Origin of the sequence: Halomonas sp. YLB-10 (genome assembly GCF_003856855.1) — a bacterium.
Lineage (GTDB): Bacteria > Pseudomonadota > Gammaproteobacteria > Pseudomonadales > Halomonadaceae > Halomonas > Halomonas litopenaei.
This window is the reverse complement of the sequence record NZ_RRCU01000001.1, coordinates 205,522-226,227: the sequence shown is the minus strand read 5'-3', so window position 1 is coordinate 226,227 and position 20,706 is coordinate 205,522. Positions and strand designations below refer to the sequence as shown.

18 protein-coding genes and 7 tRNA genes are annotated in these 20,706 nt (G+C 58.9%); 15 read left to right on the top strand and 10 right to left on the bottom strand.

From position 1 onward, the window contains the following. Positions 1-103: 103 nt before the first annotated feature. The 5 genes from ggt to msrB form a co-directional block, all read right to left on the bottom strand. A complete protein-coding gene (ggt, locus tag EBB56_RS00825) occupies positions 104-1,843 on the bottom strand; it encodes a gamma-glutamyltransferase (RefSeq protein WP_108449652.1) in 1,740 nt (579 codons plus the stop codon). Between the two features lie 219 nt (positions 1,844-2,062). Next, positions 2,063-2,962, bottom strand: coding sequence for a protease HtpX (gene htpX / locus EBB56_RS00820; protein ID WP_045994888.1), 900 nt, complete (start codon positions 2,960-2,962; stop codon positions 2,063-2,065). A 185-nt stretch (positions 2,963-3,147) separates the two neighbouring features. Next, on the bottom strand, positions 3,148-4,377 hold the full coding sequence (locus tag EBB56_RS00815; RefSeq protein ID WP_045994887.1) for a pyridoxal phosphate-dependent aminotransferase: 1,230 nt from the start codon (positions 4,375-4,377) through the stop codon (positions 3,148-3,150). A gap of 108 nt (positions 4,378-4,485) precedes the next feature. Continuing rightward, positions 4,486-5,520, bottom strand: a complete 1,035-nt coding sequence (gene ylqF, locus EBB56_RS00810; RefSeq protein ID WP_124802434.1) for a ribosome biogenesis GTPase YlqF — start codon at positions 5,518-5,520, stop codon at positions 4,486-4,488. 271 nt (positions 5,521-5,791) lie between these two features. Beyond that, positions 5,792-6,190, bottom strand: a complete 399-nt coding sequence (gene msrB / locus EBB56_RS00805; RefSeq protein ID WP_045994885.1) for a peptide-methionine (R)-S-oxide reductase MsrB — start codon at positions 6,188-6,190, stop codon at positions 5,792-5,794. A gap of 305 nt (positions 6,191-6,495) precedes the next feature. Between msrB and EBB56_RS00800 the strand changes: the two genes are divergently transcribed. From EBB56_RS00800 to EBB56_RS00735, 15 genes are all read left to right on the top strand, one after another. Then, positions 6,496-6,571: transfer RNA gene (locus EBB56_RS00800), tRNA-Glu, on the top strand. Positions 6,572-6,611: 40 nt separating this feature from the next. After that, positions 6,612-6,686 (top strand) — tRNA-Gly (locus EBB56_RS00795). A gap of 4 nt (positions 6,687-6,690) precedes the next feature. Next, positions 6,691-6,766: transfer RNA gene (locus EBB56_RS00790), tRNA-Glu, on the top strand. Positions 6,767-6,793: 27 nt separating this feature from the next. Beyond that, positions 6,794-6,868, top strand: a tRNA-Gly gene (locus EBB56_RS00785). 3 nt (positions 6,869-6,871) lie between these two features. Beyond that, positions 6,872-6,947: transfer RNA gene (locus tag EBB56_RS00780), tRNA-Glu, on the top strand. Positions 6,948-7,000: 53 nt separating this feature from the next. Then, positions 7,001-7,075 (top strand) — tRNA-Gly (locus EBB56_RS00775). A 394-nt stretch (positions 7,076-7,469) separates the two neighbouring features. Next, a complete protein-coding gene (locus EBB56_RS00770; protein ID WP_124802432.1) occupies positions 7,470-8,414 on the top strand; it encodes an ABC transporter ATP-binding protein in 945 nt (314 codons plus the stop codon). Continuing rightward, the gene (locus tag EBB56_RS00765; protein ID WP_045993708.1) at positions 8,411-9,184 is read left to right on the top strand and encodes an ABC transporter permease; all 774 of its coding nucleotides are present in this window, start codon (positions 8,411-8,413) and stop codon (positions 9,182-9,184) included. Before EBB56_RS00770 ends, EBB56_RS00765 begins: the two co-directional genes overlap by 4 nt. Before the next feature lie 68 nt (positions 9,185-9,252). Then, the gene (gene queF / locus EBB56_RS00760; RefSeq protein WP_124802430.1) at positions 9,253-10,107 is read left to right on the top strand and encodes an NADPH-dependent 7-cyano-7-deazaguanine reductase QueF; all 855 of its coding nucleotides are present in this window, start codon (positions 9,253-9,255) and stop codon (positions 10,105-10,107) included. A gap of 123 nt (positions 10,108-10,230) precedes the next feature. After that, a complete protein-coding gene (locus EBB56_RS00755; protein ID WP_108131653.1) occupies positions 10,231-10,791 on the top strand; it encodes a nitroreductase in 561 nt (186 codons plus the stop codon). Positions 10,792-10,797: 6 nt separating this feature from the next. Beyond that, positions 10,798-11,400, top strand: a complete 603-nt coding sequence (locus EBB56_RS00750) for a YiiD C-terminal domain-containing protein (protein WP_108131654.1) — start codon at positions 10,798-10,800, stop codon at positions 11,398-11,400. A gap of 180 nt (positions 11,401-11,580) precedes the next feature. Further along, positions 11,581-11,668 (top strand) — tRNA-Ser (locus tag EBB56_RS00745). 263 nt (positions 11,669-11,931) lie between these two features. Then, positions 11,932-13,692, top strand: coding sequence for an ABC-three component system protein (locus EBB56_RS22295; protein WP_409360197.1), 1,761 nt, complete (start codon positions 11,932-11,934; stop codon positions 13,690-13,692). 8 nt (positions 13,693-13,700) lie between these two features. Continuing rightward, entirely contained in the window at positions 13,701-14,243 is a 543-nt protein-coding gene (locus tag EBB56_RS00740; RefSeq protein ID WP_124802428.1) for a hypothetical protein, read from the top strand. Next, complete coding sequence (locus tag EBB56_RS00735; RefSeq protein ID WP_124802426.1) at positions 14,240-16,942, top strand: AAA family ATPase; 2,703 nt, start codon at positions 14,240-14,242, stop codon at positions 16,940-16,942. Before EBB56_RS00740 ends, EBB56_RS00735 begins: the two co-directional genes overlap by 4 nt. Before the next feature lie 202 nt (positions 16,943-17,144). Here the strand turns inward: EBB56_RS00735 and radC are convergent, their stop codons facing one another. The 5 genes from radC to EBB56_RS00715 form a co-directional block, all read right to left on the bottom strand. Beyond that, positions 17,145-17,642, bottom strand: a complete 498-nt coding sequence (gene radC / locus EBB56_RS00730) for a RadC family protein (RefSeq protein WP_124802424.1) — start codon at positions 17,640-17,642, stop codon at positions 17,145-17,147. A 13-nt stretch (positions 17,643-17,655) separates the two neighbouring features. Then, positions 17,656-18,267, bottom strand: a complete 612-nt coding sequence (locus EBB56_RS00725) for a lambda exonuclease family protein (RefSeq protein WP_124802422.1) — start codon at positions 18,265-18,267, stop codon at positions 17,656-17,658. A 61-nt stretch (positions 18,268-18,328) separates the two neighbouring features. Continuing rightward, positions 18,329-19,066 (bottom strand): ERF family protein, encoded by a 738-nt coding sequence (locus tag EBB56_RS00720; RefSeq protein WP_124802420.1) that lies wholly within the window; start codon positions 19,064-19,066, stop codon positions 18,329-18,331. An 11-nt stretch (positions 19,067-19,077) separates the two neighbouring features. Next, the gene (locus EBB56_RS21800) at positions 19,078-19,239 is read right to left on the bottom strand and encodes a hypothetical protein (protein ID WP_185696359.1); all 162 of its coding nucleotides are present in this window, start codon (positions 19,237-19,239) and stop codon (positions 19,078-19,080) included. A 120-nt stretch (positions 19,240-19,359) separates the two neighbouring features. Further along, a complete protein-coding gene (locus EBB56_RS00715; protein WP_124802418.1) occupies positions 19,360-20,328 on the bottom strand; it encodes a DUF932 domain-containing protein in 969 nt (322 codons plus the stop codon). Between the last annotated feature and the right edge of the window lie 378 nt (positions 20,329-20,706).

Here is a 20,706-nt window from a genome sequence, read left to right as displayed (position 1 = left end):
GGGCCCTTGTCTGTTGGGGCGGACATCCTCTACTGCGACTTCCATCGCGCGGCTGAGTCTTGGCGTCGCGGCCAAGTCTTGGCGTTGCCTGGGTGTCAGCAGGTTACAGCCCCATGGCCGAGGAGGTGGAACGGCGCGGATCGGCGCCGCCGTAGAAGACGCCGTCCTCGATCAGGATCGACTGGGCGGCACCCATGGCCTCCTGCTGGCTGACGGTGTGGCCCATGCTCTCCAGCAGGTCCAGGGTGTCGGGGCTGACGCCCTGTTCGATACGGATTTCGTCGGGCAGCCACTGGTGGTGGATGCGCGGCATGCTGACCGCTGCCTGGATGTTCATGTCGTGGTCGATCACGTTCATCAGCACCTGCAGGGTGGTGGTGATGATGCGCGAGCCACCGGGGCTGCCGGTGATCAGGTAGTTCTTGCCGTCGCGCTTGACGATGGTCGGCGTCATCGACGACAGCATGCGCTTCTCCGGCTCGATCTTGTTGGCTTCGCCGCCGATCAGACCGTAGGCGTTGGGTACCCCCGGCTTGGCCGAGAAGTCGTCCATCTCGTTGTTGAGCAGGAAGCCGGCGCCGTCGACCACGATGCCCGAACCATAGCTGAAGTTGATGGTGTAGGTGTTGGACACCGCCAGGCCGTTGCCGTCGGCGATCGAGAAGTGGGTGGTTTCGTTGGACTCGTAGGGCAGCGGGTTGCCTGGCGCGATATCGGCACTCGGGGTGGCCTGGTCGGCGGCGATATCGCTGCGTAGCTCGGCGGCGTACTCCTCGGAGGTCAGCCCGGCCAGGGGCACCTCGACGAAGTCGGTGTCACCCAGATACTGGGAGCGATCGGCGTAGGCCCGCTTCATTGCCTCGGCCATCAGGTGGATGGTGCGGGCCGAGTTGAAGCCCAGCTCGCCGATATCGTCGTCCTCGAGGATGTTGAGGATCTGCACGATATGGGCGCCACCGGAGGACGGCGGGCTCATCGCGTAGACGTCGTGGCCACGGTAGCTGCCATGCACCGGGTCGCGCACGGTGGCCTCGTAGCTGGCCAGATCCTCCCGTGTCATCAGGCCGTCGTGACGCTCCATCTCGGCGGCGATCAGCTCGGCGGTCTCACCCTCGTAGAACTCACGGGGGCCCTGTTCGGCGATGCGCTTCAAGGTGGCGGCCAGGTCCGGCTGGCGGTAGATGTCGCCGACCTGGTAGCGCGAGCCATCCTCCTTGAAGAACTTGGCGCGGCTGGCCTCCCAGGGCTCGAAGCGTTCGCTGGCGCTGTCGATGCCGTCGACGAAGCGCTGGGGCACGGCGAAGCCCTCTTCGGCAAGCTTGATGGCCGGGGCCAGGGTCTCGGCCAGGCTCATGGTGCCGTAGCGCTCCAGCGCCAGCGCCAGCCCTGCCACGGTTCCGGGTACGCCGGCGGCGTTGTGGGTGTAGCGGGACAGCTCGGCCACAGCGTCGCCGTTGTCGTCCTGGAACATGGTCTCGTAGGCCGCCTTGGGCGCTTTCTCGCGGTAGTCGATGGCGATGACTTCATCGCTGTTCTCGTCGGAGATCAGCATGAAGCCGCCGCCGCCGATATTGCCCGAACGCGGCTGGGTGACCGCCAGCGCAAAGCCTGCGGTCACGGCGGCGTCCACGGCATTGCCGCCGTTGGCCAGCACCTCTCGGGCCACCTCGGAGGCCAGGAAGTGGCTGGTAGCGACCATGCCGCGGGTGCTGACCTCAGGATGGAAGCGTTCGCCTTCCAGGATCGCCTGACTGTCGGCCAGCGCCGAGGTCGAGACGAGACCCAGAGCGAGCCCTAGCGCCGAGCCTGCGATTGCCCCGCGCAGGGAGTAAGAGACTGACATGGCATACCCTCGTGTTTTCGGTAGATCGTTGCAGGCCGCTGGCCGTGCGGCCAGAACGCCTCGTTGTACGCTGCTTAACTATTGTCGTGACGAGGCGTACGCGCAAATGGCGAAGCGATCCTGGGTGTGCCGAGAGGAGTAAGTGAAAGCCGGCTCCAACGACAACGCCCCCGCCAGGCAGGGCCGGGCGGGGGCGTTGCGAGCGCATCAAGTGTGCGCTTACTGGCGGTAGGCGGCTTCCTTGAGCGCGCGGATGCGGTCGTCCAGCGGCGGGTGACTCGCAAACAGCTTTTCCATCAGCTTGCGGGTCTGGCCGGTGGTGATGGCGAAGGCGGTCAGGGTGTCCGGCATCTGGTCGGGCATCTGGGTCTCGGCCTTGAGTCGAGCCAGGGCATTGATCATGGCGCCGGAACCGGCGAGCTTGGCCCCGGCGGCGTCGGCGCGGTACTCGCGGAAGCGCGAGAACCAGGCGGCGATCATCGAGGCCAGAATGCCGAACACGATCTCGGCGACCATGACCACGGCGATGTAGCCAAAGAAGCCAAGGCCCTCGTTGTCGTCACGCCGCAGGAAGCTGTCGACCACCTGGGCGACCACCCGGGCGAAGAACATCACGAAGGTGTTGAGCACGCCCTGAATCAGCGCCAGGGTGACCATGTCGCCGTTGGCGACGTGGCCGATCTCGTGGGCCAGCACCGCCTTGATTTCTTCGGGCTGCATGCGATTGAGCAGACCGGCGGACACCGCGACCAGGGCATCGTTCTTGTTCCAGCCGGTGGCAAAGGCATTGGACTGCTGGGCCGGGAAGATGCCGACCTCCGGGGTCTTGATGTTGGCCTCGCGGGCCAGCTCGGCGACGGTGTCGACCAGCCACTGCTCGGTGGCGTTGGAGGGATTTTCGATGATCACCGTGCCGGTGGAGCGCTTGGCCATCCACTTGGAGATGAACAGCGACACCATGGAACCCGCCATGCCGAACACGAAGCAGAAGATCAGCAGGCTGTTGAAGTTGATGCCCTGGGCGTTGAGGTAGGGCTCCACGCCGAGCAGGCGCAGGGTGATACTCGCCACCAGGATCACCGCCAGGTTGGTGCCCAGGAAGAGCAGGATTCTCATCATTGCCGACATTCTCCGTAAGGAAGGAAACCTGCCGAGCCAATCGGCTCGACGGGAGGAATCAGATGCTTAGATAAGCCCTGGAGCGACAAGTTTCAAGCGCCCGGGCGCGGATGACGCTATCACCGTGCCAGCGTCGAGATAGCGGATTCGATGCTGGCACCCGGCGATGACGTCGGCGTGACCGCTTACTGGCGATAGCGCGAGAGGAAGCGGGCGAAGCGATCCAGGGCGTCGCCGAGCTGATCGGCCCAGGGCAACGTGACGATGCGCACGTGGTCCGGGTCGGGCCAGTTGAAGGCGGTACCCTGGACCAGCAGGATCTTCTCCTGCAGCAGCAGGTCCAGCACCAGTTGCTGGTCGTCCTGGATATTGAAGACCTTGGGGTCCAGGCGCGGAAAGGCGTAGAGCGCGCCCTTGGGCGTGGTGCAGCTGACCCCTGGGATGGCGTTGAGCTTTTCCACCGTGATGTCGCGCTGGGCCAGCAGGCGCCCGCCGGGCAGGATCAGGTCGTTGATCGACTGGTAGCCCCCCAGTGCGGTCTGGATGGCGTGCTGGGCGGGCACATTGGCGCACAGGCGCATCGAGGCCAGCATGGTCAGGCCCTGGATAAAGTCGTTGGCGCGCTGGCGTGCCACCGCCCCGGACAGGGTCATCCAGCCGCTGCGAAAGCCGGCGCAGCGGTAGCTCTTGGACAGACCGTTCATGGTCACCACCAGCTGGTCTTCGCTGGCCAGTGCCCCGGTGGCCACGTGCACGGTGTCGTCGTAGAGGATCTTGTCGTAGATCTCGTCGGAGAACACCACCAGGTTGTGCTCACGGGCGATGTCGAGCAGCTCGCGCAGCACCTCGGGGGGATAGACCGCACCGGTGGGGTTGTTGGGGTTGATGATGACGATGGCGCGGGTGTGGCTGGTCACCTTGGCGCGGATATCGTCCATCGCTGGCGCCCAGTCGGCCTGTTCGTCGCACAGATAGTGCACGCCACGCCCGCCGGACAGGTTCACCGCAGCGGTCCATAGCGGGTAGTCGGGGGCCGGGATCAGCACCTCGTCACCGTCGTTGAGCAGCGCCTGCATGGCCATCACGATCAGCTCGGAGACGCCGTTGCCGATGTAGATGTCCTCGATACCTACGCCAGGGATCTCCTTGCGCTGGCACTCCTGCATGATCGCCTTGCGCGCCGAGTAGAGACCCTTGGAGTCACAGTAGCCCTGGGCGGTGGGTAGATTGCGCATCACGTCCTGCAGGATCTCTTCCGGCGCCTCGAAGCCGAACGGCGCCGGGTTGCCGATATTGAGCTTGAGGATGCGCTGTCCTTCGTCCTCCAGCCGCTTGGCGTGCTCGAGCACGGGCCCGCGGATGTCGTAGCAGACGTTGTCGAGCTTGTGAGACTTGGAAAGGGTGGGCGTGTCCATGGCGCGGGTCTCGCTGGGTCCGTGTGTCCGTGCCCGCCGGGGCGGGAGTGTCGTTGTTGGTGAGTCCTGTCGATGCGTTGCCGGGGCGGCGGTGGCCGGGCGTGCGGCCTAGTCGTCGCTCGCCGCTCCGCCCTGGGCACCCTGGTGAGGTGCTGCCTTCGAGGCGTCTTCTGTGACATCCTGCGAGCCGTCTTCCGAGGCATCGTCTGCGGCGTCGACAGCGGCTTCCTCAGGCGCCGGGATGTCCTCCGGGGTCTCCAGGGTCAGGCGCCCGAGCTTGCCGTCACGCAGTTCGTGCAACAGCACCTCGCTGCCGCGGTGCAGGTCGATCTCGCCACCGGCGCGCAGGCCACCGCGCTTGGCGGCGATCTCGGCGAGGATGGCGTGGCCGTCGAAGCCGGCCAGCGCCATCAGGTCCGGGCGAGCGTCTCCGTCGGCCTCGACCTTGTCGGCGTCGGGATTGGCCTCGTAGGCCGGCAGCGCCTTGAGTTTATAGCGTGCCTTGAGCGCCTCTGGATAGCGTTTGGCCAGCTCGGCGGCGGTGATCAGGGCCACATCGACATAGTCGATGGCGGTATCGCGGATGGCGCCGCTGGCCGCCAGACGATAGGCACTGGCCTGATCCTCTATCTTTGGCCACAGCACGCCCGGGGTGTCGGTCAGCGCCACGCGACCCTGGATGCGTACCTTCTGCTGGCGCTTGGTCACCGCCGGTTCGTTACCGGTCTTGGCGATGGTGCGTCCCGCCAGACCATTGATCAGCGTCGATTTGCCGACATTGGGGATGCCCATCACCATCACCCGCACGTCGCGGTCGGCACGCACCTGGCCAGCCAGTTCATGGCACAGCTTGGGAATGCGCTTGAGCTCGCGGGTATTGGTGGTGGTCACCGCCAGGGCGCGGGTGTCTGGCTGGGCGTCGAAGTGGGCGGTCCAGGCACGGGTACCCTCAGGATCGGCCAGATCGGCTCGGGACAGGATCTTGAGTACCGGCTTGTGGCGGGTCAGGCTCGCCAGCATCGGATTGGCACTGGAATAGGGCAGGCGCGCGTCCAGCACCTCGATGACCACGTCGATTTCCGGCAGCGCCTCGAGAATCTGGCGTCGCGCCTTGTTCATGTGTCCCGGAAACCAGCCCAGCATCTCGTTCTCCTGCCTTCTCTAAAGGGTGTTGCGCAAATGGCTCCCCATCTTATGGAAATGCGAGGCAAATGTCGCGAGCGGTGGATGACAAGGTCGCAGATGATGGAGGGCAGGGTCGCACACGGTGGGAGGCGAGGTCGCAAGGTCCGGGCGACAAGCGCGCCAGGCCCGCCGAAAAACACCTGGCGGCGGGCACAGGGGCTTGCAGCGAGAAGGAAAGGGGCAAGGGGAGAGAGACGTCTGGGGCGTAGGCCAGGGGATGGCGCAACGCCTACTCCCCCTCATGAAAGTCGATGGCCAGCGAGTTGATGCAGAAGCGCTCTCCGGTGCTGGTCGGACCGTCGGGGAACACATGGCCTAGGTGGGCATCGCAGCGATGGCAGGTGACCTCGATGCGGTGCATGCCGTGGCTGGTGTCCTCGTGGCGCTGCACGCTTTCGCAGGACAGCGGGCGGTCGAAGCTGGGCCAGCCGCAGCCAGCGTCGAACTTGTGCTCGTTTTCAAACAAGGGGGCGTTGCAGCACACGCAGTGATAGATGCCGTGCACCTCGGTGATCTGGTAGTCACCGGTAAAGGGACGTTCCGTGCCTTTTTCGCGGGTGACGTGGTACTGCTCCGGGGTAAGCTGCTCTCGCCATTCGGCGTCGGACTTCTCGATCTTCTTGCGCATGGACGGTCTCCCGTGACGTTCGGTCGAGGCTTGCGCATCGTGGTTCGCGTCGATGCGGCACCCACGACTGCATCAAAGTCGCAGCCTCGGTATTCAAGCTAAGACGTTTGCTGCAGTTTGACCAACTCCTGCGTTCCACGATGCAGGGGAGGGTGGCTGAAGCGTCGATGGAGAGCGAATGCGTATAGAAAGAGCCTATATAGAGAAGGGCGCTGAATCGAGCAGGAAATCCTTCAGCCGGGGTTGACACTTTTGAGGGTGCTCAGTAACATACGCGCCACCTCGAGATGAGACGAGGCGGATGCGTCCCATTCGTCTAGTGGTCCAGGACACCGCCCTTTCACGGCGGGAACAGGGGTTCGAACCCCCTATGGGACGCCAACTCGAATCTCGAGGCCGGAATGCGGCAGTAGTGCGCAGCGCGGGAATAGCTCAGTGGTAGAGCACAACCTTGCCAAGGTTGGGGTCGCGAGTTCGAATCTCGTTTCCCGCTCCAATGCGTCCCATTCGTCTAGTGGTCCAGGACACCGCCCTTTCACGGCGGGAACAGGGGTTCGAACCCCCTATGGGACGCCACTTTCCGGTACAATTTGCGATGCGTTTGCGGGAATAGCTCAGTGGTAGAGCACAACCTTGCCAAGGTTGGGGTCGCGAGTTCGAATCTCGTTTCCCGCTCCATGCGTCCCATTCGTCTAGTGGTCTAGGACACCGCCCTTTCACGGCGGGAACAGGGGTTCGAACCCCCTATGGGACGCCACTTCGCAGCGCAGGCAGGACACGATGAAGACATCGTTGGACTGCATCGATCAAGCGGGAATAGCTCAGTGGTAGAGCACAACCTTGCCAAGGTTGGGGTCGCGAGTTCGAATCTCGTTTCCCGCTCCAGTATCGAGAAGCGTCTCAAATACCTGTGAAAAGCACATCGCCAGAAGCAGCAACAGTCGCCTGAGCGACGCGAATCATCGCGTTGATCGGCGATTTTTTTGTGCTTGCGCGAAGCGAGTCCGGCGTAAGACCATCGAGTGCCCCCTGCGTCGACGCCGCATTTGCCGCTTTGTCCGGTTGAAGATGCTCCCGACCGACCCCATATGCTAAGCCTTCTATCGAATAGCGAATCCCGTCGCTCGGCACGGCGCGATCGCGACGGGTTGGGCAAGCTGATGCCAACCGTCAACGTCGAGTCACCCGCGACAGGCAAGCTAGCGAAGGCGTGCAGCGCTTGGCGTCCGATCTCATGCTTCAAAGCCCAAGCTTTCAACCCTGACACCAAGGATCCCTCATGGCCGAACCGGCTCTGTCCATTCGAGGCCTGACCAAGGTCTACGGCAATGGCTTCAAGGCCCTAAAGGGCATCGACCTCGACGTCCAGCAGGGCGACTTCTACGCCTTGCTTGGCCCTAATGGGGCGGGCAAGTCCACCACCCTGGGCGTGGTCTGTTCGCTGGTGCAGAAGACCGCCGGCCAGGTAAAGATCTTCGGCATCGATATCGACGAGGACTTCGCCCGGGCCAAGTACCATCTCGGGGTGGTGCCGCAGGAGTTCAACTTCAACCAGTTCGAGCGGGTCATCGATATCGTGCTGGCCCAGGCCGGCTACTACGGCATGCCTCGCCGTGAAGCGTTGCCTCGGGCGGAAAGTCTGCTCAGGGACCTCAGCCTGTGGGACAAGCGCAACGGCAGCGCACGCATGCTGTCCGGCGGCATGAAGCGCCGCCTGATGATCGCCCGCGCGCTGATGCACCGTCCCAAGCTGTTGATCCTCGATGAGCCCACCGCCGGGGTGGATATCGAGTTGCGCCGCAGCATGTGGGAGTACATGCGGCGTATCAACCGCGAGGAAGGCACCACCATCATCCTGACCACCCACTATCTGGAAGAGGCGGAGAGCCTGTGCCGCAACGTGGGCATCATCAACCACGGCGAGATCGTCAGGAACACCAGCGTGCGCGAGCTACTGAGTGAGCTCGACACCGAGACCTTCCTGCTGGATCTGGCCGAACCCATCGATCATGCCCCCGCCATCGAAGGCTTCGAGGTCAAGCAGGTGGACAGCGCCCAGCTATCGGTGATGGTGCATCGCGGGCAGTGCCTAAACGACGTCTTCGATGCCCTCAAGGCAGACGGCGTGCGGGTGCTGTCGATGCGCAACCGGGCCAACCGGCTGGAGGAAATGTTCGTGTCCATGGTGGAAAGCGGCAACGCCGACAAGGAGCTGAGAGGATGAACCCGAGTCAGATCGCGATCGCCCTGTGGACCCTGGTGGCCAAGGAAGTCCGGCGCTTTACCCGGATCTGGCCGCAGACCCTGTTGCCGCCGTCGATCACCATGACGATGTACTTCATCATCTTCGGCAACCTGATCGGCTCACGCATCGGTGAGATGGACGGCTACAGCTATATGGACTTCATCGTCCCGGGGCTGATCATGATGTCGGTGATCACCAACAGCTACTCCAACGTGGCCTCGTCGTTCTTCTCCAACAAGTTCCAGCGCAGTGTCGAGGAGATGATGGTTTCGCCGATGCCCAACTGGGTGATACTGGCGGGCTTTATCCTCGGTGGCATGGCGCGCGGGCTCGGTGTCGGCATTATCGTCACCGGGGTGTCGCTGTTCTTCACCCGTATCGAGGTGGCCCACCCGCTGTTGACCATCGGGGTGGTGATCCTGACCGCGGCACTGTTCGCCACCGGCGGCTTCATCAACGCGCTGCTCGGCAAGAAGTTCGACGATATCTCCATCGTGCCGACCTTCGTGCTGACGCCGCTGACCTACCTGGGTGGGGTCTTCTACTCGATTTCGCTGCTGCCGGCCTTCTGGCAGGGCGCCTCGATGCTCAACCCCATCCTCTACATGGTCAACGTCTTCCGCTACGGTTTCCTTGGCGTCTCCGACATCCCGGTCGGCTGGGCGCTCGCCGCTATCTTCGGCTTTATCGTGGTGCTGTTCGCCATTGCCCTGTGGATGCTGGAAAACGGCAAGGGCATTCGCAGTTGATCGCTCCGGCCGCCTCGGGCGGCCGGTCGCCGTTTGTCTCTCGGACTCTCTCTTGTTCAGGTATCGCCATGTCCACTATCCCTCGGGATCCCCACCACCGCCCCGACACCCTGACCGATGCGCCCCTGGGACGGGAGTCGGACTATCCCGAGCGCTACGATGCGCAGCTTCTGTTTCCCATCGAACGCGCCGCCAACCGCAAACCGCTGGGAATCGAGGAGGGCGCGTTGCCCTTCGTCGGCGAGGATGAATGGCACGCCTTCGAGCTGTCCTGGCTGACGCCCAGGGGCAAGCCCTGTGTCGCCGTGGCACGCTTTCGCCTGCCGGCAAGCTCGCCCCGGCTGATCGAGTCCAAGTCCTGGAAGCTTTACCTCAATAGCCTGAATCAGACCCGCTTTGCTGGCCACGACGAACTGATCGAAACGCTGAAGCGCGACTTGAGCGAGGCCGCCGGTGCCGAGCTCAGCGTGGAGATCCTGGCGGTGGACGACGCCGAGCTCAACCCGCGCCCGTTGCCGGGGGAGTGCATCGACGATCAGGACATCGAGATCAGCGACTATACGCCGAGCCCGGAGCACCTTTCGGTCAGTGACGAGATCGTCGAGGAAACGCTGACGTCCCACCTGCTCAAGTCCAACTGCCCGGTGACCGGCCAGCCCGACTGGGGCAGCGTGATGATCCGCTACCGCGGTCCCCGGCTCGATCGCGAAGGCCTTCTGCGCTACATCGTCGGCTATCGCCAGCACCAAGACTTCCACGAGCACTGCGTCGAGCATATCTTCATGGACCTGATGGACAAGGCTCGCCCAGAACGGCTCTTGGTGCTGGCACGCTACGTGCGCCGCGGCGGTCTCGACATCAGCCCCTGGCGCGGTACCCCCGGCGAGACACCGCCTACGCCGCTGCGCCTGGCGCGCCAGTAGTCGGCAATGGCTCAGGGCGATAGCGACAGCGCCACAGACAATACCCGAGTGATCTGGTAGGGTAATGCGAAGAATTCTCGATCGCTGAACAGTGACAGGGCTCGGACCCTCTGGAGTGACACGATGGATGCAATGACACTGCTGCACGAGCGCAGCTCCATGGGCAAGTTGATGGGGCCGGCGCCCAGCCGTGAGCAGCTTGAGGCGATCTACTGCGCCGCCCTGCGCGCACCGGATCACAAGGAGCTCAGACCCTGGCGGTTTATCGAGTTCTCCGGCGAGGGGCTCGATCGCCTGGGTGAATTGTTCGCCGAGGCCGAATTTCGCGAAGACCCCAAGGCGACAGACGAGTGCCTCAATAGCGCTCGAATGAAGCCCAAGCGCGCACCCATGATCATCGGCGTCGTCGCCAAGGTGAACCCGGACGTGCCCAAGGTGCCGAAGATCGAGCAGGTCATCTCCGCTGGCTGCGCTGCCCACGGCATCCTGCTGGCCGCCCACGCCCTGGGGCTCGGCGCCATGTGGCGCAGTGGCAAGTACGCCTTCGACGACACCGTGCGCAAGGGCCTCAGGCTCGGCGACGACGACGAACTGGTCGCCTTTATCTACATCGGCCAGCTCGGAGGCCGCCACAAGCCCATCGCCTGTCACGATAGTGAGGATTTTGTCGAGCGCTGGGACTAACCCCTCATGGATGAATTGATCAGACGCGTTGGCACGGCCCACCCGCGGCCCGTCTTGCCGCCCGAGGGAGGCGAGGACGACCCCGGGGCCTTTCTCGACTGGCTGGGTGAGGCCATCCCCCTGGTCGGGTCGCTTGGCATCACCCGTATGGCGCGCGACCAGGACTCGCTGCGCTGGGAGCTTGCCCTGACCCCTAACCTCAACGACAAGGGCACCGGTTTTGGCGGCTCGCTGGCCGCCCAGACCACCTTGCTCGGCTGGTGCTGGACCACCCTGTGGCTGCGCCGTCGAGGCTACAACCGCGACGTAGTGGTGGCCGAGGCCAGCCAGCGCTTTCTCGCCCCGGTGACCGGCGACTACCGCCTGATCTGCCGACCCGAGGCAAGCAGCTCCGCAGACGTTGATGCCAGTGGTGCGGCAGGGCCGGGTAGTGCCGGGCAGGTCAGCAGGGAAACAGGCGCCGAAGCGGCGCTCGAGCAGCGCCTGGCGGAACGCGGCAAGGGCCGCATTGCCCTGGTCCAGCAGCTGTGGTGCGGCGACACCCTTTGCCTGGAAGCCAGGGGTGACTACGCCGTGCTGGCCAGCGAACCTCCCATCGCAGCACGCTGACGCCATCGCGCCGCTTCGCCACCGCGCCGCTTCGCCATCAGACCCCGAACTGCCACGCGACGAATCTGATGTAAGCCGAAAAACGGCTTGCAATCGAGAACTTAAGGCGATAAAGTATGCGCCGTCTTGAGGGATAAGCACCGCGCAACGCGGGCATCATGTTTCTCGAGATGACAATGCGGAGGGGTGTCCGAGTGGTCGAAGGAGCACGCCTGGAAAGTGTGTAAGTCGAAAGGCTTCGAGGGTTCGAATCCCTCCCCCTCCGCCAAGAATATCGAATAAGCCGCTGATTTCAGCGGCTTTTTTATTTTGTGCTGTGCCCAAGACCATACCTCAGCCCATACCTTGAAGCTGGCTTCTAGTAGAGCGTTTAGGAATGCACTGGACGCATTGCCTTCGGATTTCTGATGATCCGTTGCTCCGTGCCTGTTGCTTACTGCTCTCAATACATCAACACAGCGAGTGCATTCGCCAAGAAGGTACGGTAGCCTTAAGTAAATCTACCTTGCTGTTGAGCATGTTACCGTCAGTATGAGACTTGGGATGGCGCGAGAACACACTACAAATGACAGCGCGAAGGACGTCGAGGGTAGCGATCGATACGAAATTCCTATGCGGTTGCTCTCAAATGGAGCGCTGTCATTAGTTATGGTGCAAACGGCACCTCTCTCCTCCGAACAGCTGAGAGAAGGAGGTGATAGGCCAGCTGCATTAGCTGCTGTCCATGCCCTATTCGATCATGATGATGCATCTGGTGCCGAGTCAGAGCTAGATTCGCTAGCCCCACCCGATCCACTTCTGATCGTTTTCCCAGAGTTCTCTTTTGGTTTCAATCACTGGCACGACCTGGATGAGCGAATAAGGAAAAGGCCCGAGAAGATAATAGTAATCGCTGGCTTTGGGCCGGTGAAAGGAAAGGCCATCAGAGAGTGGACTGAAGATCCAAGAGTCGAAACCGAAAGGCTTGGTCCTAACGAGACACTTCGTTCAGGCAGAAGCTACAACGGTGGGTGGTGTTGGGTTCACGACCCCAGCGATACTGGCCGTACCCAGTGCTTCTGTTTTTTGAAGAATTGCCGAGAACAATCAGTAGAGCCGCAGCATGTAACAGAAGAAGGGCGATCTGTTTTGGCTCTTCGGTTCGACGATATGCTTTTGCTTCCTGCCATTTGCGCGGATCTGGTTTCTAACAGAGAAGGCAATCCGCAAGAGCGTTTTCGCGAAATCGCTCGTTCTGAGGCAGATGAGCCAAGAGTCTTGGTCGTGGGTAGCCTCTATGATCCAAGCCCATGGAATAGTATATGGAATGCGAGGCTTAATTATCTTGTTCAATCAATACCAAACGTAGTTGTTGCATTAGTGAACTGCGCATTCGATGTGCCTCGATCTCAAGATGAGGAAGATTGTTGGCGGACTCGCACTGGAGTCTATATGGATAGGAGATATAGAGCGAGTCTACCATCGGAATCTGAGCGGCGCCCTTTTATCCGTACGCAGGAAACCGACGCTTTAGTCGGCGGTGTTGTGCGCCATTCTCAACCCTCTATCCTTTTTGGTCGAGTGGTATGGCCTCCATACGGTCCGACTACGGCTCGGTGGCTTTGGGAAGTATCACATCGGCTTGACCTTGTCACAATGGTTAGTGAGGATATCACTGAATGCCCATCGTTACTTGACTACGAATTCCCCCGGTTTCTTCGTCGACATATGCAGCCAGGCACTTCACAACAGGAGGCTGCAGTTAGGGAAATTTCAGATGGAGTGGGGATAAGTTCCGAGTCGATAACGGGTACCTGTTTACATGGTTTGGGTGCAAAGGCTTCCCCTCCAACTGAACCTTGGGGTTTTGACAATCAACCGACCGATCCCAAGGAACTTCTGAAGCGTTCAACTAAAGCACTATGTCAACTGGCTGGCAGCGACCAGACCGTATGGTGTGTCGATCCCTCTCTAGAAGGGTTACTGAGTTGCACTGAAACGGGTGCAAACATTCTAATTTGGAGCGGCGAGAAGGGTAAAGTGATGAGACAACAGCTGCGCTCGTGGGCGGCTTGTACTGACTCACACCCTCCACTTATTGCAGTTGCTCACGCCGACGATGGTGGACTATACCCAGAGTTGGTTCGCCCTGATCGACATACTGATTTTGCTGCCCCTCCTGAAGAGTCCGACGATATTGGGCAGGCACATGGCACGCGCTTCGCAAAGTTTATACCCATTGCTGAGGTGCTAGATGATGAACAGGATGACGATCAAAGGTTCGATGCTCTGAGAGAGGACGTGCCTCTATGAGTCCAGACATGGATAGTCTGATCAAAGAAATTAACAAATTGGCTGAATCTGTCGGCTTCTCTCAGGTTGGTAGTGGGCATCCATTGTATCCGAACCTTCCTGAAAATGCTTATGCTTACAGCAGTGACTATGCGTGGCTTGTGGTGTGGCCTGTAGCTGAAACAACAGATAGCGCGCTGAAATTGGCGGATCAGTCGGCCCAAAACCACTTCGCGGAATCCTTGCCACCTCAAGCAGGTCAAACTGGGTCAGTGATTGACGCTTATGTCGTTCTGGTACTACCTGATCCTCCAAATCCAGATATGGTTGAAATCCGTCGTGCAAGATTGAAACGATCAATATGTCGTCGTGCTGTGGTGTGGTATGAAGAGCAGAGCAATTCTTGGAATGGCCTTGATTCAATCACTGTATTGGGTGTGCGTGGCCTAGGCCCCCGTGAAGGACCTCGTAACTTACCGAATCTTCCGAAAGATGAGAAGATATTACTTGAGAAAATTGGTGTTGATGGTAAGCAAGCGGCTTTGTGCCACCTAACGGAAATTTCACAATGACGTCTACTCCTATTGAAATTCGAGAACTAACTGTTGAGGCCTTCCGCGGTGTAAACCACACAACGACTTTAGCTTTTCCAGGGCGGTTAACTCTGCTATTGGCACCAAATGGGACTGGCAAGACTACCGTTTGTAATGCTTTGGAATGGCTGCTAACGGGACAAGTTAAAGGCATTGAGGAACGAAATCTCAAATGCTTAACATCTGTTGAATCCGCTCAGCCGCGTGTAAGTGCGAAAATTTTCGTTGGTGACACTTCGCAAAGGGTGGAACGAACACGTGGGCAATGGAAAAGGGGGGATAGCAGCAGCTCCCTACGCAAATCGGCGCCGGGTGCATTCTTGGAATATCTGGCACCCGATACTGCAATGGCAGAGACTGGAAAGGCTGCCACTGGGATTCGTCAGAGCTGGTTACGGGGTACCCGGTTTTTAGCTGGTCATGATTTAGCATTGCTCTTGGATGATGAAAAAGATTCAATTGAAAGCCGGCGCCGAGTCTTTGCCGACTTATTTGGTGTAGAGCATATACAAGCTTCGCTAAGGCAAATCAAACGCTATAAAAATGAAATTGGGCCTGAGTTTAATATTATTGAAAAAGATGTTTCTAGGCTAGAGGAAGAAGATAAAGAATATTTTTCATTTGTGCCGCCCACTTCTGGAGCTGATTCATCACTGACGCAAGCTGCAGAGACCATTAATTTTTCTATAGATAATCTAGAGCCCAATCATGCGTTTGATAGCCTGCTTGCTGAGGTGACGCGTCGAGGCTCCATGGTCGAGCAGCAAGCAGAAGTCCTAGAACGCGTCAAGGCGATTTTTCCGCAGCTGAGTAGCCTTGAAAAGGAAAAAGAAGAATTACAAAAAAAAATAGGTTCAGAATCCGCAACGATCAAATGGCTCAAAAGTTGGTTGGCGCGAGTTGATAAAATTAAAGAGAGTGCTTGGTACGAGGAATCACGTTTGTCAGGAACTGGCCGTGATATGGAATGGCACTTGAAAGAGTTAGAAAAAGTTTTACGTGATGAAGATGTCGCTCCTTTTCTGGCGAAGGATATTAACATTACAGGTCTCCGAGAAGAGACTGAAAAACGGGCCTATCTTTTTTCTGAAGAGCGCCTCGCTAAGCTTGATGTTTTGATGAAGTTTGTGCCTGACTTGCTAAAGGCTAAGTTTCGGGTTTCTGAGTTAGAGGCTACGGAAGAATTTTCGCTGGGTGAGCCAAGCAATGAAGAGATAGATCGCAGTATCGCCTATCATTCGGAGTTAAAACGGCAGCAGCGCGAAATTTCATCTAATCTTGATAGCTTAGCTGGCCCTATCGGTGAGCTTCGCACTGCAGGAAGAACGGCGCTGAACTTGCTCGATGGTGATACATCTGATTGTCCTCTTTGTGGGCACGACTGGATTACAGCTCAGGCACTCCGCTCTGCAGTTGATCAGACATTGGCTGGCACAACTCCGGTTGTTCAAGCAATGGAAAAGCAGCTTTCTCAGGTAAAAGAGCAAGTGCATCATCAAGACAGGATAGTAATAAATGTAAAACAACGAGCTTCTGTATATGAGGAGTGGCGCGACAAGCATGGCATGATAAAAAAACACTTGGATGATGCTCATCAGCTTGGGCTGTCAGATTTTCCTGAAAAATGGGAAGATGAGGTCAAGCATGCTCGAAATTTGCGTCATCTATACCAGAAACTCGATGTCATATCGGCTGTTTTCAAAAAAGTTCCATTTGAAGTAAATTCAAAACTTCCTGTGGCCAAGGTTTTGGGTTTATCGCACGCGAAGATTAAAAATGAACTTCAAGAAATATGCTCTCGTAGGGAGCGAGTAAATGAAACTATCGATAGAGCGGGACGTATTCAGGAATCGATACAGCAGCGCCTAATCCATCATGATGTTTCAGAAGTTTATAAAGCTTTGGCAGCATTAGATAATCGTCTGTGTGATTTGGGCCGCGATTGGGAGAGTTTGTCAGGTAAAAAGCTTACGAAGCCTGCAATAGAAGAGATAGAAAGTGCGATTATAGGAGAGCGAAGGAGATTAGCGGAAGCGAAAAATTATTTAGATGCTGCGCAAGTCAGCCTTCGACATGCTGAAGAGGCTCGTCATGCAAGAGAGGCGAGGGTTCGGTTAAATGAGAAGCGTCAGAAAGCTATTCAGCTTCGCGAAAAGTTACAGCTTGCAGAAAATTTAAGTAATCGACTATCTCAGCATCGGGATGGGTATATTTGTGAGCAGCTTAATGATTTGATGCCCACTGTGCGCAGTCTTTTTAGTCGCGTGCATGCTAACCATGTTTTTGACACCATATTGCATGGCGACAAGTCAGATCCATTGAAATGGTTCGCACAAATCGATGGCAATCGACTTTCCACTGATAACTTTAGCCAAGGGCAACGACAGGATCTGGCGCTAGCTATCTTCTTGGCTCGAGCTTGTTCTTTAGGTGGTACATTCTTCATGGATGATCCATTGTTTCACTTAGATGATCTTAATCGTGTTGCTGTGTTAGATATTTTACGTGCTATCGCTATTTCCCAGCCCCATGTTCATTTGGTAATAACTACCGCAAGCCGTCCACTTGCCAGACATCTGAAGGAGAAGTTTGGTCGATTGGATAATAGTTTGCTCCAAGTATTGGAGCTGCAAGGTGACCCTCGTTCTGGGAAAATAGCCGTCGAGCCAATGAGATGAAGAGTTGGTAAAAATAGCTTATTTTTCAAGTTGAAATTCGGTTTTATTTATTTTTCAATAATAATATATCTCGTATGCAGAGAATAAGTTCTTAAAATTTTTGTAAGGTTGATATTTTTAATGACTGGGCAAAAAAAATAATGATACGGCCTTGAGGTGCTGCCCCCTAGGAGCAGCACCGGCTTTATGTCGTGTCTCGCTTTTACAGATATCTCATCTCCGCGAAGGACGCACATTCCTCACTACCCACTACGATGTGATCGATCACCCGGATTTCCATCAGGCCCAGCGCTTCCTTCAAGCGCTGAGTGATACGTCGATCAGCGTCGCTGGGTTCTGGGTCTCCAGACGGATGGTTGTGCACCAAGATCACAGCGGCGGCGTTGCAGGCCAGGGCCTGTTTGACCACTTCACGCGGGTAGACGCTGGCTGAGTCGATGGTGCCGCGGAACAGCTTCTCGAAGCAGATCACCCGATGCTGGCTGTCGAGGAATAAGGCGCTGAATACTTCGTGCTCGTAGTCCTGTAGTAGCACCTGCAGGTACTCGAAAGCGAGTGCTGGCTGAGTGATCTTGCGTCCCCTAGATAGCCGACGACGAGCGAAGGTCTTGGCGATGCTCAAGAGCTCCGCTTCAGTCACCGTGTCGGTGATGCGATAGGTGCCGGCGGTCTCGCCGGCACTCAGCTTGCGGTGGTTCATGGCGTCTCCCTCCTCAGGCCGCCATGACCATGGTCATGCGGCGCTCCAGCTCCTCGTAGAAGGCCTCGGCCCGCTCGGCGATGGTGCGGATCATCGCCTCGTCCCGGTAGGCCCGCTTCACGAACAGCGGCATGCCCGGCCAGTAGCTGACGAAGTCGATCCACTCCCGTTCGCTGACCCATAAGCCCCCCTGGCATTGTGCGACGTGCTCCTGGGGCAGCTCGTCTGCCAGCAGCAGCTCGATCTGGTACTTGGGTAGCTTGGTCTTGATCTCGACGAGGCCGTTGCTATCCACCAGACAATCCGGCGAATAGCCCACTTCGTGATTAAGGATGATGCCGACCTGCTCAAGACGCGGAAGTCCTGTGGCTTCTTGGTAGAGTTCTCTGGCCACCGGCTCCAACTCGTGTCCCCGTTGGGTGTGGGTGTTTCCCTGGAAGGCATCAGAGGGCTCGCCGGTGATGCGTTCGCCAATCAACTGGTGCATATAGCTCAGTGCACCTGCTCCGAAGCCTGCTGGCCCCTTGCCCTTGACCAGCAGCGTCTTCAACTCGGACATGGTGATGATGCCGAGCCTTGCGGCATGCCACTCGGGCGTGCCCTGTTCCAGTGTCAGGATCTGCATGATGTTCTCCTTCTCGATGACACGGCATAAGCCAGCGAGGGGAGGTTCCCTCGCTGGCCGATCAGTGATGTTGGTGGTTGGGCTGCGCACGCTTCTGTAGGGAAGCCCGCAGCCAGTCGAAGTCGCTTCGCGGCACCTGCTCTGCGTCGCCGTACTTGCCGACGAACCACTCCTGGGTTGCTGGGGGGCAGGCGGCGATCAACTGTCTGATCTGCCCGGCCTGAAAAGGCGTGACCAGCTTGACCGGAGCGGCGGCGTGGCCGTTGTCGTCCTGGCCCCGGGTGGTGATGTTGAGCAGAGCGCAAAGCACATAACGCTTGCCGTAGCTGGTGGAGGATCCAAAGGCCTGTACAGCGTTCTTGTTGCCGCTGGTATCGGCCGGCAGCAGCATGCTGGTCTCTTCCCGATGGCCGTCCTGGTGCATCAGCACGCCGGTCACCAGGATGCCGCGCTCCTGCGTCTGGATACGAAAGCTCACCGCGAAGCCGTGCTTCTTCATGATCGGCCGCACGGTATCGACGATGTCCTCGAGGGTGGCGTAGTGGCCGTTGTTGGTTTTCCCGCGCTCGGCGATGCTTGGCAGTTCGGTCTGCATGGCTGCCATGGCAGCGCTGTAGGCCATCAGCGCCTGGCGATCCAGCACGCGCTCCTGCATCTGCAGCAGGCGCTCCATCTTGTCGATATCGACATCAGGATTGAGGGCGGCCCGCTCGATCACCTGGATGATCGCGGTGTTGTCCGGGGTGGCTTGGGTAACCGGTGCTTTGTTGACGGTCTTGGGGTGAATGGGCGTTGCCATAATGGCCTCCGTTAGCGATAGCGTTGGATGACGTCAGGGAGTTGTTCGATAGACACCGGCTCAAGGGTCAGGGCCACGCGATAGACGCGACCCTCGGCCAGCACATGGGTCTCTGTTGCGTGTTCGCCGGCCTCCAGCAACTGACGCGTCAGCTGGGTTAAGACACGGCACATGTCGAACGTCATGGGCGGTTGCATGGGCATCTCCAGAAGAAGTAACGCCCGGCCTTTCAAGGGGCCGGGCGCTATGCCGTGATGAGGGAAAGACTGAGTGGGGGTGTCGCTACTGGTAAATCAGCCCACCAGCGCAAGGGCTGACTCCAGGGCCTTGTCCTTGAGACCGGCTCCCTGGCCAAACCAGGCGGAGTCCATCCGGTAGTCGTTGCTACGGGCGCGCTTCTCGTGATCCACGTACTCGGTGACCGCGTTGAGCAACCCCCAAGCGGTGCCTTGCGCCGTGCACAGCCGAGAGCCACGCCCCTCACCCTGATAGAGCTTCTGGACGCGATTTAGGGCGCGAACGTTGGGTAGCTTGGAGGGATCTTCCAGCGGTGCTTCGGCGTTGCAGATCACCGCTTGGAAGTAGGCTCTCGCTTCCTCCTGGCTGACCTTGCGCTCGGCCAGCGTTTTCAGGCGATACATGAAGTCGTCCCACTGTGAGACAGAGATCCCCAACTGCTGCTTGACCAGCTGAGGTCGGAACTCGGTGCTGTGCGGCACCTTCACGCCCTGCGAAGTGCCATCCACGGCGATGGTCAGGGTGTTGTTGCAGACCACCCGCACGGACGTCGGGGTAGCGACGGTAGCCAGTGAACCGTCGCAGGAGGTGGCCAGCAGCAGGTAGTCGTTGACCTGATCCTGGCCCTGCAGAGCTCCGCCCAGGCCGCTACGGGCCAGGGCCCAGAACTTGCGGCCACCTTTGAGCACCCCGGCGGTCTCGAGCTCATAGCCCGCGTATTCGGTCAGATCGCGGTAGAACTCCAGCACCTCTTCCGGCTGTACCACCTTGTAGCGTTGGGAGACCACCGACAGCGGGGCCCGGGTGTCGGAGCGATATAGGACCTTCTGCTCGGGGAAGGAATGGATGCTGCCCAGGTGGCCGGCACCATCGGTGATGAAGCGCACCGGGGATTCCTCGATGTGCCAGTCCATGCCGGCCTGCTGCCGCCAGACCTCCAGCGGTTGGTGACGGGACAGCTGCTGGCCCAGGCCATGCCAGGGGGTGTCACCGACGTAGGCCATGTGTTCGATTTGATGTGCCATGAAAGTATCTCCTATATGACTGTGATAAATACGGCATAAACAGCCAGCTCCCATGGGGGCTGCTGGCCTCAGTTATAAAGCGAGGTAAGTACAAGAATACGGGGAGTCGAGTTTGCTAAGGATTAATGGTGCGGAAGGAGCTCCCGCAATCTCGGCACTCATAGTTATCGAGCACCTTCGCGTCGAGCTCGTTACCAAGACGGGTCCCCGTGATCCCACCAGCCGTGCCACCCACTAGGCCTCCGAAAACGGCACCGGTGAGGGTACCCACGGTGATTCCCACCGGGCCTGCCCAGGCTCCTACTATGGCCCCGGTATTGGCACCACTTAGTGCACCGGCGGCCCCGCCGGCAGAACCTGCTGCCATACCGATACCTC

Excerpts from the sequence above, each read along its gene's own strand:
- htpX (WP_045994888.1), bottom strand. The coding sequence starts at position 2,962 with ATGATGAGAATCCTGCTCTTCCTGGGCACCAACCTGGCGGTGATCCTG.
- ggt (WP_108449652.1), bottom strand. The coding sequence starts at position 1,843 with ATGTCAGTCTCTTACTCCCTGCGCGGGGCAATCGCAGGCTCGGCGCTA.
- EBB56_RS00765 (WP_045993708.1), top strand. The coding sequence starts at position 8,411 with ATGAACCCGAGTCAGATCGCGATCGCCCTGTGGACCCTGGTGGCCAAG.
- EBB56_RS00715 (WP_124802418.1), bottom strand. The coding sequence starts at position 20,328 with ATGGCACATCAAATCGAACACATGGCCTACGTCGGTGACACCCCCTGG.
- EBB56_RS00725 (WP_124802422.1), bottom strand. The coding sequence starts at position 18,267 with ATGCAGATCCTGACACTGGAACAGGGCACGCCCGAGTGGCATGCCGCA.
- EBB56_RS00735 (WP_124802426.1), top strand. The coding sequence starts at position 14,240 with ATGACGTCTACTCCTATTGAAATTCGAGAACTAACTGTTGAGGCCTTC.
- EBB56_RS00770 (WP_124802432.1), top strand. The coding sequence starts at position 7,470 with ATGGCCGAACCGGCTCTGTCCATTCGAGGCCTGACCAAGGTCTACGGC.
- msrB (WP_045994885.1), bottom strand. The coding sequence starts at position 6,190 with ATGCGCAAGAAGATCGAGAAGTCCGACGCCGAATGGCGAGAGCAGCTT.
- EBB56_RS21800 (WP_185696359.1), bottom strand. The coding sequence starts at position 19,239 with ATGTGCCGTGTCTTAACCCAGCTGACGCGTCAGTTGCTGGAGGCCGGC.
- EBB56_RS22295 (WP_409360197.1), top strand. The coding sequence starts at position 11,932 with ATGAGACTTGGGATGGCGCGAGAACACACTACAAATGACAGCGCGAAG.
- EBB56_RS00755 (WP_108131653.1), top strand. The coding sequence starts at position 10,231 with ATGGATGCAATGACACTGCTGCACGAGCGCAGCTCCATGGGCAAGTTG.
- EBB56_RS00750 (WP_108131654.1), top strand. The coding sequence starts at position 10,798 with ATGGATGAATTGATCAGACGCGTTGGCACGGCCCACCCGCGGCCCGTC.
- queF (WP_124802430.1), top strand. The coding sequence starts at position 9,253 with ATGTCCACTATCCCTCGGGATCCCCACCACCGCCCCGACACCCTGACC.
- radC (WP_124802424.1), bottom strand. The coding sequence starts at position 17,642 with ATGAACCACCGCAAGCTGAGTGCCGGCGAGACCGCCGGCACCTATCGC.
- ylqF (WP_124802434.1), bottom strand. The coding sequence starts at position 5,520 with ATGCTGGGCTGGTTTCCGGGACACATGAACAAGGCGCGACGCCAGATT.
- EBB56_RS00815 (WP_045994887.1), bottom strand. The coding sequence starts at position 4,377 with ATGGACACGCCCACCCTTTCCAAGTCTCACAAGCTCGACAACGTCTGC.
- EBB56_RS00740 (WP_124802428.1), top strand. The coding sequence starts at position 13,701 with ATGGATAGTCTGATCAAAGAAATTAACAAATTGGCTGAATCTGTCGGC.
- EBB56_RS00720 (WP_124802420.1), bottom strand. The coding sequence starts at position 19,066 with ATGGCAACGCCCATTCACCCCAAGACCGTCAACAAAGCACCGGTTACC.